Origin of the sequence: Malacoplasma muris (genome assembly GCF_046774425.1) — a bacterium.
Lineage (GTDB): Bacteria > Bacillota_I > Bacilli_A > Mycoplasmatales > Mycoplasmoidaceae > Malacoplasma > Malacoplasma muris.
In genome coordinates this window covers 683,517-696,285 of the sequence record NZ_CP177248.1, presented here as the reverse complement: position 1 = coordinate 696,285, position 12,769 = coordinate 683,517, and the positions used below count along the sequence as shown (strand labels likewise).

Below are 12,769 nucleotides of genomic sequence, written 5' to 3'. Positions count from 1 at the left end.
GATAAAACTTATTAATTTATTTTATAAAAAAATTCATAACCAATAAAATATGGTTATGAATTATAAATGATTTTTAGGATTAACTCTATTAAACATATTAATAGAGTTTTTTAATATATGTTGTTTATATATTCACATTTTTAACATATGTTTTAAAATCTTCTAAAATACTATATGGTTTTATAACGGGAGAAGTTGATGATCTTTCTGTGAAAAATGTTTTTTCATTAACAAAAATATCCATAGCTCCAATTTCTTCTCCACTTGTTAATGAATATCCACCTCAATAAATACCTACTACATTTTGATTGTCATCTAACACAAGACTTCCACTCGAGCCTCCGCTCAATTCAACATTTTTAAATACACCTTGTAAAGCTACATTATAATAACATGCAAATTCATCTGTCTTATATGGAATAAATCCATTTATTACATAATCCTTTTTTATTTCATCAATATTTGATGATTGAATTCCTTGTTGTCAAAGTTTATTGTTTCCAAATATAATGCCTGTAGAAACATTATATAAATCTGATTGATTTGAAATTTTAAAAGGAGAAGGATGATAAGAAGCAGTTCATTTTCCACCTCTTTCTAGTGTGTCCTCTTTGAAAGGAAAACCTGCAATAGTTATATTTTTTGTCTGATTATAGTTTCCAAATTTTGTTGGATTTTTATTATAAATGTCTAATGCAGATTTTAGTGGATTAATACCATGGAAATCTTTTGTATAAGCATTTGAAAAGTTAATTTTTATAATAGCAATATCTGATGTAGGATTTTCAAAAATTGATGAATTATAAACTCTATTGCTATCTTCTAATTTCATATTTTTAAACAAGTTAAATGTAGTGTATGCTATGCTTACTGATGTATCAATATCTAATGTTGTTAAATAGTGAGTACTTGATATACTTTCAGAACTATAATTTGTTCCAAATTCATATTGTCCATTAGCTTTCTTTGAAATAACATATCCTAAATCTAAATTTTTATAATTGGGATAATATTGTTGTTCATATGTCTTAGTATTTGCATTGAATTCCCATGATGTTTTTCCTCTATTTTGTATCGCACTAGCTACATGTAAATTTGTTGCTATATAATAATCATCATCATAGTAGTTTCCGTCATTAATACTACTTTTTGCAAAAAGTCATCCTGTACCATAAACCTCTGAATTAATTGATGGATCTCAAAATTTCAATGAGAAACTACGTTCTGAGATGTATTTAAAATTATCATTTTGAGTTTTATTACTATTATCAGGAGATGAGGAACTAAATAAACTTTCAAGAAAACTACAAGAAGTAACTGTTACAGGTAAAGCAACAGTTGCTAGAGATAATATTGTTGTTTTTAAAAATTTATTATATTTCATAATTAGTTATTACCTCTTATATTTTATAAATATTAATAATTTTAACATTCTTTTATAATTAATTCATTTATTCAATTAAAATGAATTGTTTTTTCATTTGTATATATAAATGCAATAATTTCTAAAAAAAAATACAATAAAAATAAAAAACCAACATTTATAGTTGGTTTTTTATTTAGAATTTAATTTTGCTTGCTGTAGTTAACACAACATGATTATTATCATTTTTTACTAAAACCATATCTTCAATTCTTATTCCACCAAGACCTGGTATATATATTCCTGGTTCAATAGTAATAATAGAGTTATGTTCTAGTGGTTTATCGTATGCAGATGATACATTTGGAAGTTCATGAACATTAATTCCTACTCCGTGTCCTGTTGAATGCACAAAGTAACCATTAAATTCACTATTATCTATAACTTCTCTACAGATGTTATCAACTTCTTTTCCAAGCATTTTATGTTTTATAGATTGAATTCCTTTTTCATTTGATTCATAAACTTTATTATATGCATCAATCAATTTAGAATCTGGTGTTCCAATAGCAAATGTTCTTGTTATATCTGAACAATATCCTTCATAAATGCAACCCATATCAATTGTTACAAATTCATTGTTTTCAATTACTCTATTAGTTGGATGATGATGTGGATATGCTCCATTTGGACCACTAGCAACTATTGGTTCAAATGAATTTTTTGATGCTCCTAATTCTAACATATGACTTGTTAACATATTGGCTATTTGTATTTCTGTTACACCTGGTACAAGTTTATCTTTAATTCATTCAAGGGTTTCACTTGCTATATCAGCTGCTCTTTGTAATTTTTGAATTTCATCATCTGTTTTTTGTATTCTTAAGATATCTCCATTAAAAGGAATAATAGTTTTTATATAGTCTTTATATTTTAGAAAGTCTTGTATCAAAAAACTTTCTTTTTCAACTAGTAATCTGTCTATTGATAATTCTTGAATTTTTTCTACAATTTGGTTGTATCCTTTAAAAACAATAATTTCAATGTCTTGACTTTTTATATTATCAACAGCTTTTTGATAATATCTCATATCTAAAAATAAATATATTTTATTTATAGTTACAATTATTATCCCAAATGATGATTCAAATCCTGTTAATCAAAATCTATTTGTATCATTTAATAAAAGAAAAGCATCTGCATTATTATTTTTAATTGCTGTTTTTATCACTTCAAATTTAAACATAAATATTACGCACCTAAATTTATTTCTTTTTAGTTTCTTTATGAACTTGTGCTTTTTTACATCTTGAACAATATTTATTTAGTTCTAATTTATCTGGATGTTTTTTAGAATTTTTAAAAGTTAAATAGTTTATTTCTTTACATTCATTACATTCTAATCTAATGCTTCTTTTAACTGCCATAAGTATACCTCTCCTCTGTTATAAAATACAAAACTATGGTTTTAAACACTATAAAATTATACATTATTTTACAATCAGATTTAAAATTTTATCTTTTACATATATCTTTTTAACAATTGTTTTGCCCTCTAAATGTTGAGCGATTTTTGGTAATTTAACTGCTAATTGATACACTTGATCTTCAGTAATATTATTTGGAGAAATTAATATATCTCTAATTTTTCCATTTATTTGAATTGGAATATTTAAATCTTTCTTTATTATCTTTGTTTCATCATATTTTGGTCAAGATGAAAAGAATAAACTTTCTTTATTTTTTAGGAAACTAAAATTTATTTCCTCGGCAACAAATGGTGCAAAACAAGATAACACTTTAATAAAATTATGCATTTGATTGATGTCTAATTTGTCAGCTTTATAACATTCATTTATAAAAATCATCATTTCACTTATTGCTAAGTTCAAATCATAATCTTCAATTTTTTGTGTAACATTTTTTAAAAACTCATTGTATTTACTAGTTAATTCGACATTATTAACATTTTCTATTATTTCTTTTGTTTCAAACAACCTATATACTCTTTGCACTCATTTGTAAATTCCAAATACACCATCATCCATTCACTCTAATGATGCTGATATAGGTCCCATGAATAATTCATATAGTCTTAATGTATCTGCACCATAATCTTTTACAATATCATCAGGGTTCACTACATTTCCTTTTGATTTAGACATTTTTTCTCCATTTCTTAGAATCATTCCTTGATTTATAATTTTTTGGAATGGTTCTTTATTTGGAACAATTTCTATATCATACAAAAATTTATATCAAAATCTTGAATATAATAAATGAAGAACTGCATGCTCTTGACCGCCAACATACAAATCAACAGGCATTCATTTTTTGAATAGTTCAAATGCTTCTGAAGAATTTAGTGGAATGTATGTGCCATCATCTTTTTTTAAGATATAACCTAAAAAATATCAACAGCTACCAGCTCATTGAGGCATAGTGTTTGTTTCTCTTTTATATTTTTTTCCACCAATTTCAACATTAACTCATGAACTTAAATTTGCTAAAGGACTTTGTCCATCTCCGCTTGGTGAAATATTGTTGGTATTAGGTAAAGTTAAAGGTAAATTTTCTTCAATAATTATGTTGCCATTATCATCAAATAAAACAGGGAATGGTTCTCCTCAATATCTTTGTCTACTAAATAATCAATCTTTTAATTTGTAATTAACTTGTTTGTTACCAATTTTTGCTGCAATAATTTTTTCATTAACTTGTTCTATTGCCATTGCGATATTTAATCCATTAATAAAATCAGAATTTATATGTTTTCCATCACCACAATAACATTCATTCTCATTTTCAATAACTTTTATAATTGGTAATTTGTATTTTTTAGCAAATAGAAAATCACGTTCATCATGTGCTGGAACCCCCATAATAGCTCCATTACCATAATTTGATAATACATAATCCGTTACATAAATTGGAATTTTCTTATTAGTGAATGGATGTATTGCATATTTATTTAAAAAATATCCATTTTTTTCATTTTCAATTTTATTTCTTTCATACTCTTTTATAGATGCTATTTTATCAATAAAATTTTTAAGATTATTATCGCTTTTAATCAAATCTTTAACTAAATAATGATCTATTGAAACGCCTATAAAAGTCACTCCAAAAATAGTATCACTTCTAGAAGTAAACACTTTTATATCTCTGTTGTCATTTTCAATCTTTAGATTTATGTTTATTCCAAATGATCTTCCAATTCAATTTGTTTGGATATTTTTTAATCCAATAGGTCAATCTGTTAATTCAAGTTCATCAATTAATTTATCAGCATATTTTGTTATTTTTAAAACCCATTGTTTCATTGGTTTTTTTATAACAGGGTGTTTTCCACGTTCTGATACTTTGTTTCCTTTAGAATCAGTTAATACTTCTTCATCAGCTAAAACAGTTCCTAATGCTTCACATCAATTTACATCAATATCTTTTATTTCAGCTAATCCTTTTTTATATAGTTGGACAAAAATTCATTGTGTCCATCTATAAAATTGAGGGTCTGTGGTGTTAACTTCTTTTTCAAAATCATAACAATAACCAAGTGATATTAATTGATTCTTAAATTTTTCAATATTTTTATTTGTGAATTCACTAGGATGTTTTTTGTTTTCTAAAGCATATTGTTCAGCTGGTAAACCAAAAGCATCTCATCCCATAGGATGCAAGATGTTATAACCATTCATCTTTTTGTATCTACTTATAACATCAGTAAATGTATAACCTTTTGGATGACCTACATGTAATCCACTGCCACTAGGATATGGAAACATGTCTAATATATACATTTTTTTATTATTATTTTTTTCATCAACAAATTTATATGTTTTATTTGATTTTCAGTATTCTATTCACTTTTTATCGTTTAAGTTGTGATTATACATAATTATTCCTTAAAATTTCAATACTTTATAATTATAGTAATTAAACAAAAAAACTAATTATTAATTTGTAAATCTGTTATTTGTAATAAAAAATATTAATATTTATGTCTGTATAAAATCTTGTATTAATTAGTTGCTTTATTTTCATTAATACTTTTGAAGAGTTGAAATTATTATAAAAATATTGTTTAATATATATGTGTAGTGCTAGTAATAATGTATTACATATGCGCATTTTTACAAAATCTAAAATTCTAGATTGAAAATAAGATATTATATGGATCTTAGGAACAATTTAAATAGCCTGACCAACTATCTAATGATTCCCGACATCAGGATATAGGCCGTAAAGAGGGCAAATGGTTAATCTAATAAAAATTAGTTTCTACACAATTCACCAAGTAGCAATACACTACTAATTCGTGTCTTAATTTTATCGAGAAAATGCTCGTTTGAGTTTGTGTATTGTTATGAAGTCAAAAAAACAGGGTTGATCGGGAATCCTGTTTTTTTGTTTTTTTTACTCCTAAATTAACTTATAAATTTGTATGTAATAAATAAATTAAAATAAATTTTTAAAATACATCTTATTTATTAAATGATTATATTCTTTATGTTTTTTTAAAACATAAAGTTTTTATTATTTTTCTATATTACTTATATTTATTGCATTTTTTAAAAAAAATATATAATATATTGTAATTTATTTAATACATATAAACTTTTTTGTGTTTATATTGGTATAGATAGGTTAATTATGAAAAAAAGGTTTAAAAAATTGTCATTACTATCATCATTAGGTTTAGCAACAATTGTTGCTTTACCTGCATTAATGTCTTGTAAAAATGAATTAAATTTTACTAAAGGTGAGATAGTTGATCTTGAAAATGATAAAAATGACAATAATGATTCTAATAAAAAAGGAACTTTATCTTCTGAATTGTTAGAAATTGAAAATAATAATAAACTCAATGAAATGCATGTAATGACTGTTACAAATAGCATAAATTTTGTTGATTACAACCTTCCTGCAACTGATGAAAATGGTGTTTATAGATTCATTAGAGATAGAGGTGGGTTAACATATAAAAACATCAATCTTAGTATTAAACAAAATGTTGGTAATTTTTTGCAATCATTCAATTTTTCTCAGTATCGAAGTGATTTTAATTCTTCTCTTAATAATACAAACAATACTTTTCTGTCACCTATACCATCTCCTAGTAATAATTCTTTTTTAAATGATATTTATTATTGAATGATTTCTCTATATTACAAAAATGATTCAAGTTTTGATGTTGGAATAGAAAACAATATTGTTAATTTTGATATTGCTAATAATACAATTAGTTTTGATATAACATTTACTATTAAAAATATTAGAAAAAGCAAAATTGTAATAGGTTTATTTGATCAAAAATTTATATTGGATTCAAATAAAACTTATAAGTTAAATCTTCAAGCTCAAAAACAACCAATTCAAAATATCATAAATATATATAATAGAAGATTTTTTTTAGGATGACAAATACCAACAATTACTGTTAATTTTTTAGATAAGAGTTTTGAGCATCAAAAATTTAATCCTACACAATCATCAAATTCTTTTTCTTATATGATTGAATTTTTAAATTTAACATCTGAAACAAATCCAAGTCAAACAAACAATACTACAGCTGCTGAATTTATGAAAAACTTAAGTCCTAGTGTAATTGAAAAAAGTGTTGTTAATAACATTTTGGAAAATACAAATAAATCTTTTGATATTTTCCCTCACTTTGCTAAAATTTTCAATGCATTGAAATATGATTTAACTATAGGTGAATTTTTGTATCAAACTGCTGATCCATTAGTAGAAATATTATTTAAATTTGATATTCTTCCTGAAGAACTAAAAGAAATTACTAAGGATATTTTAAAAAGTGCAAATACAGGTGTAGGTTTACTTGACATTGTTGTTAAACACAAAAAAAATTTATCTAACACATTAAAGAAATTGTTATCAGGAGTTCTTGGTAATTTAACAGATTTAGTTGATACTATTTTATCTCCTATAAAACCAGGAATGAACAAAGAAGAAGTAGAAGGATTTTTAAAATTATTAACAATGTTTTTTCCTGATGAAAATGATCCTGTAAAACAGTTTATCACTTTAGTGATTAAATTTTTATTAGGAGATTTTAATTCTGATGGTTCAATTAATAGTTCTGGAAATCCATATATATTTGATTTATTAGATTATTTATTAAGTGATAATTTGAAGGAAAATTTATATAATCTTATTTCTAATACAGGTTTAAAAATTGATAAAACTCTTTTTGAAGCTATCGGTTCTATTTATAAAACATTAACAGCTAGAAATAAAAATTCTAATGGAATTACTGAACCAATTAATAATTCTATTAATTACAATGAAAAAATAATATCGAAATTATTTGATATTAGATACACTGATAATAATAATGGTACATGATGATTGATGGATCAAATGATTGTTATATTAAATTCACTTGGAATACAAGTAGGAACTGATAATACTAATTTAATTTATGAATTGCTTCACCAGTCATTTGCTAATTCATTGAATAGATCTCATGTAAATAAAGCAAATGTAATTGCAGCAATTAATGAAATTGCAAATGCATTTATTTTTCTTTCAAATAAAGATAATTTTGAAGTGCAAGGTGCATTTGTTCCATTACAAGATGGACAGAATGTTACATATGATAAAACCACTTTTGTGGCAAATTTTAACTACAACTATAAATTAATTTTTAAAAAAAATTATACATTTAATCTTGATGTGATAATAAATGCTTTTCCATCAGATGTTTTTATAGAGATTTATAAACTTACAGGTAATGAATGAATAACTTATACGTTACTTAATCAAGAATTAAAGTTTTACACAAGAAATAGATATGTTAGAGTTAATCTTACAAGAGTTCTATATAGAATGCTTCCAAAAAAATTACCTTTTTCAGAAGGTGATAGTTTTAACATGGAGTATAAATTAAATAATAAAAAATTATTGTATTCACAAAATTATAAAGATGGTACCTGCTATCATGGATTTAATAGCATAATTGATGTTGAATCATATTTTGATCAAGTGAGTTTAAATAAAGGAATAATTTCAAATATTATGAGCAATGCATGAAATGTATCTGATTTTCAAGAAATAAATGATGATCATATCATGGATCAAACCCCACCAAACAATGCATCAGGTGTTGTTGCAAATATTCAATATGAAAGTGGAGTTAATAAGCAATCAACTCAAAATATCAATGTATTAAAAGAAATTGTTCAAAAATTATTTGTTAATAGAATGAAGTTTAATATTAATTTAGTTGGCATTGATGAAACTAAAGCTATTGAAAACCCTCCATCTAATGATGCGTTTTATAAAGGAAATACATTTAAATGATTGGATGTTGACTTAAATCAGGAACCAATTGTTATGAGTGAAAATCCAAAATTTCAATCATTAGAATTTGATGATTATTGAAATATGTTTAAATATACCAACACATCAAAAGAATTTAATTATTCTTATTTGTCTAATGATCAAGGACAAACTGTAAGTGATAAATTTGTTAGTCAAGTTCCAAATTATTCATCTGATGATATTGCTGTTTTGAAAAATGATTTATTCACATTAGGAAGTGGTATTAATAATGAAAATGTATTAGTTAGTGCAAAACCTATTTCGAATTTATCATTTGAAAAAATTGTGAATATTAAAGGTGGTGCAGATATTACAGGTATTGGTGTTGTAGAACCACTTAAATTAGAATTACAAATTTCTGTTAAATTGATGATGTTTCAGATTACTGTTATAACACCCAATAAAGTTTTAGATTTATCTAGTATGACACGTAATGGAGATAATTATTCTTTAACATCTTATAATTATTCAAATATTTTTGACAAAACTTTCTTTGTACCTAGAATAGCAATTAAGATGCCAAATTTCTAACATTTTTTAATATATAATATTTATATATAGATATTGGTTTTTAATTAAAGATATATAATATTTAACTTGCAAAATTTTATATTTGTATTTTATGTTTATAAATTCAATTTTTATAATAGAATTATAGAACAATATATTTTATTATATGTTGTAATTGAGGTAAGATTATGAAACTTAAATCAAAAACAAGTATTACTATACTTACAAGTTTAATTGCTGCATCTTCTGCAGTTACTCCTATAGCTGTTCTTTGTAAAGAAACATTTAACTATAATAAGAATAGTGATTTTGCAACAGATAAGGAAAATAGTACTACAACAGATGTTAGTGGAAGCAATAATAATTCTCCAATTGGTGGTGAAACTATAGAACCAGGAACTGATAATAGTGGTGGTAATAATGGTGGAAATACTGGTATTATTGGTAATAAAAGAGGTTCATTGCCCACTGAAATGAGAGAATTAGAAAAAAATAAAGATTCTAATAAATATCATTTGATGACTGCAAAAAATACTGTTGATTTTTTAGATTATGATTTGCCTAGTACTGATGAAAAGGGTGTTTATAGGTTTTTAAAGGATCGTGGTGATCTTGTTAAAAGAAATATGGAATTAACTTTAAACAAAAATTTAAAGCAAAATAAGGATGATTTTTTAAAGAGTTTTGATTTTAATAGTTACAAAAATATAGCTAATAATAGCAGTGATTCTTCAAATGTTAAGATTCCAAATCCTAGTAATCAAATGTTTTTGAATGATATTTACTATTGAGTTATTCAATTATATTATGCAAATAAGCAATATATTGATATTGGAATTATCAACAGTAATGTAAATTTTAATTCAGATAATAATAATATTAGTTTTGATGTGACTGTTTCCATCAAAAATGTGAGAAATATAAATATAGAGTTTAATTATTTTGATAAAAAAACCACTTTATTACCTGGTAAAGTTTATAATTTAAGTTTGAGATCAGTAAACCAAAAAATTAAAAATGTTATTAATGTTAGTGATAATAGATATTTTTTAGGTTGATCCCTTCAAACAATTCAAGTTTCTTTTGATAATAATCAGTTTAATTACAATAATTTTAATCCAACAATTAATTCAAGCACTTTCACTTATATGATTGAATTTTTAAATTTAACAAGTGATACAAGTGATACAACAGCTAATAGTGCTGATGCAATGAATTTTATGAAGAATTTAAAAACAAATACTATTAAAGAGAATATTGAAAGAACAATTTTTGATAATACTACTAAGGCTTTTAAAGTTTTACCATCACTTGGAAAAATTTTTGATTCTTTAGATACAGATCCAACAATTGGTGAATTTTTATATGCATCAGCAGATCCTTTGGCTAATATAATGCTTGAATTTAATATGATTCCAAGTGAGTTATCTCCTCTTGTTACTGATTTGATAAAAAGTGCTTATACTGGTCAAGGTTTATTAACAGTTATTGAAAAGCATAAAGCTGCTTTATCAAGTGGATTAAAAAAATTATTAGTTGATACAGTTGGAGAGTTTACTGATATCATTGATAATTTTGTAAATAAAATTAAAGTTGGAATGAATAAAGAAGAAGTTGATGTATTTTTAAACTTGTTAAATTTAATTTACCCAGATAGCAATGATAATACTAAAACATTAATATCTATTATACTAAAACTTTTATTAGGTGAATTTGATGCAAATGGTAAATTAATTAATAGTGGTAATCCTTTTGTATTTGATTTTATTGACAAATTATTTAATGATCAATTATTTGACACTACATATAAGTTATTGGATAATTTTGGTTTACAAATAGATAAAAATATCTTAAAAACTGCAGTTTCAATATTTACAACACTGGCTGATAGAACAAGAAGTAATGTAAGTGTTGATGGATCATCATCTTCTATTTATTATAAGAATAAGATTTTGTATAAACTTTTTGATATTAAAAAAACTGGTTATAACACTGCTAATTGATGATTACTTGATAATGTTATTTCTCTTTTAAATGCTATGGGTTTAAATGTTGGAAATGATAATACTAGTTTATTGTACGAGTTAATAAAACAATCTTATTCTCTTGAAGTTAATAGACCATATGTAAATTACGTTAATGCTTGAGCTGTTGTAACAGAATTAAAAAGAGCAGTTAATTTTCTAGCTGACAGAAATAATTTTGATATTATTGGAAATTTTGTTAAATTACCTAACGGTCAAGAAGTTAGTTATAATAATCAAACATTTGTTTATAACTTCACATATAAGTACAAATTGGTATTTAAAAAATCATTTAAGTTTAATATTGATGTTATTTTAAATGTCCTTCCATCAAAACTATATATTGAAATTTACAAATTAACTGGTGAAGAATGAGTTAAGATAAAGTGAGCATTAAGTACTTTTGCATTTTATACAAAACAACGTTATGTTTCTTTAGATTTAAATAGAATTCTATATAGAATGTTTCCAAGAAAATTAATGTTTGAAGTTGGTGATAGTTTTAATATGGAGTATAAGTCTAATAATAGAAAACTTATTTATGCTCAAAATAGCAAAGATGGTCAGTGCTATCATGGATTTAATAGTATTATGGATGTTGAGTCATATTTCGATCAAGCTTTACCATACAAAGGTGTTATAAGTAATGCAATGTCTACAGCATGAGATATGAATGATTTTGCAGATATAGATACTGATAATAGTATGAATAAAGAGCACCCAGATTGAAGAATTTCTGAAGTAACAGCATCTATTCAATATGAAAGTGGCTCAAATAAACAGTCAAAACAAAACGTTGCTATTGTCAAAGAATTAGTTCAAAAACTTCTTGTTAATAGAATGACATTTAATGTGAATTTAATAGGTGTTGACACTAATAAACCAGTTTCTAATCAACCTTCAAATAATGTATTTTATAGAGGAAATACATTTAAGTGACTTGATGTGGATTTTAATAAAGAACTTATTTCATTGAGTAATAGTCCAAAATTTAATTCTGAAAAATACACACAATACTATAATATGTTTTCATACATTCAATCAGTTCGTGATTTTGCTATTTATTATGATCATGTAAATGACAGTAGAGGTAATAGAATTGAAGGAGTTTTTGAAAGACAAATTCCAAGTTTTAGTAATGAAAGTTCTAATATCTTAGCAAATGAATTATTTTCGCTAGGAAGTGGTGTAGACAAAAACAATACTCTTGTTAGTATAAAACCAATTACTAATTTAAAAATAACAAAAACTGTAGATATTAAAGGTGGAGCTGATGTAGTTATTCTTGGCCACATTGATTCTTTAACTACACAGTTGTCTTTAAGTATTGAATTTATGATGTTTCAAGCAACAGTTATTGCACCTAATAAGTTATTAGATCTTACTAATGCTACTAGAAATGGCAATGAGTACTCATTATCAACATATAAATTCTCAAATGTATTTAATAAAGTATTTATGGCTCCAAGAATTGCAGTAAAAATTCCAAATTTATAAAAAAATACATGTTTCTTATATATAGAAA

At 24.5% G+C, this 12,769-nt stretch carries 6 protein-coding genes; 2 read left to right on the top strand and 4 right to left on the bottom strand.

Going from position 1 to position 12,769, the window contains the following annotated elements:
* Positions 1-124 precede the first annotated feature (124 nt).
* The 4 genes from ACLFO7_RS02765 to leuS all read right to left on the bottom strand — a co-directional run bounded on the left by ACLFO7_RS02765 (position 125) and on the right by leuS (position 5,259).
* Entirely contained in the window at positions 125-1,384 is a 1,260-nt protein-coding gene (locus ACLFO7_RS02765) for a DUF31 family putative serine protease (RefSeq protein WP_412031994.1), read from the bottom strand.
* 175 nt (positions 1,385-1,559) lie between these two features.
* Positions 1,560-2,609, bottom strand: a complete 1,050-nt coding sequence (locus ACLFO7_RS02760) for a M24 family metallopeptidase (RefSeq protein WP_412031993.1) — start codon at positions 2,607-2,609, stop codon at positions 1,560-1,562.
* Between the two features lie 19 nt (positions 2,610-2,628).
* Positions 2,629-2,790 (bottom strand): 50S ribosomal protein L33, encoded by a 162-nt coding sequence (gene rpmG / locus ACLFO7_RS02755; protein ID WP_412031992.1) that lies wholly within the window; start codon positions 2,788-2,790, stop codon positions 2,629-2,631.
* A gap of 63 nt (positions 2,791-2,853) precedes the next feature.
* A complete protein-coding gene (gene leuS / locus ACLFO7_RS02750; RefSeq protein WP_412031991.1) occupies positions 2,854-5,259 on the bottom strand; it encodes a leucine--tRNA ligase in 2,406 nt (801 codons plus the stop codon).
* A 757-nt stretch (positions 5,260-6,016) separates the two neighbouring features.
* Here leuS and ACLFO7_RS02745 point away from each other — a divergent pair.
* Together ACLFO7_RS02745 and ACLFO7_RS02740 are read left to right on the top strand one after the other, a co-directional pair.
* Entirely contained in the window at positions 6,017-9,241 is a 3,225-nt protein-coding gene (locus ACLFO7_RS02745) for a hypothetical protein (protein WP_412031990.1), read from the top strand.
* 167 nt (positions 9,242-9,408) lie between these two features.
* Complete coding sequence (locus ACLFO7_RS02740; protein ID WP_412031989.1) at positions 9,409-12,741, top strand: hypothetical protein; 3,333 nt, start codon at positions 9,409-9,411, stop codon at positions 12,739-12,741.
* The last annotated feature ends 28 nt before the right edge of the window (positions 12,742-12,769 follow it).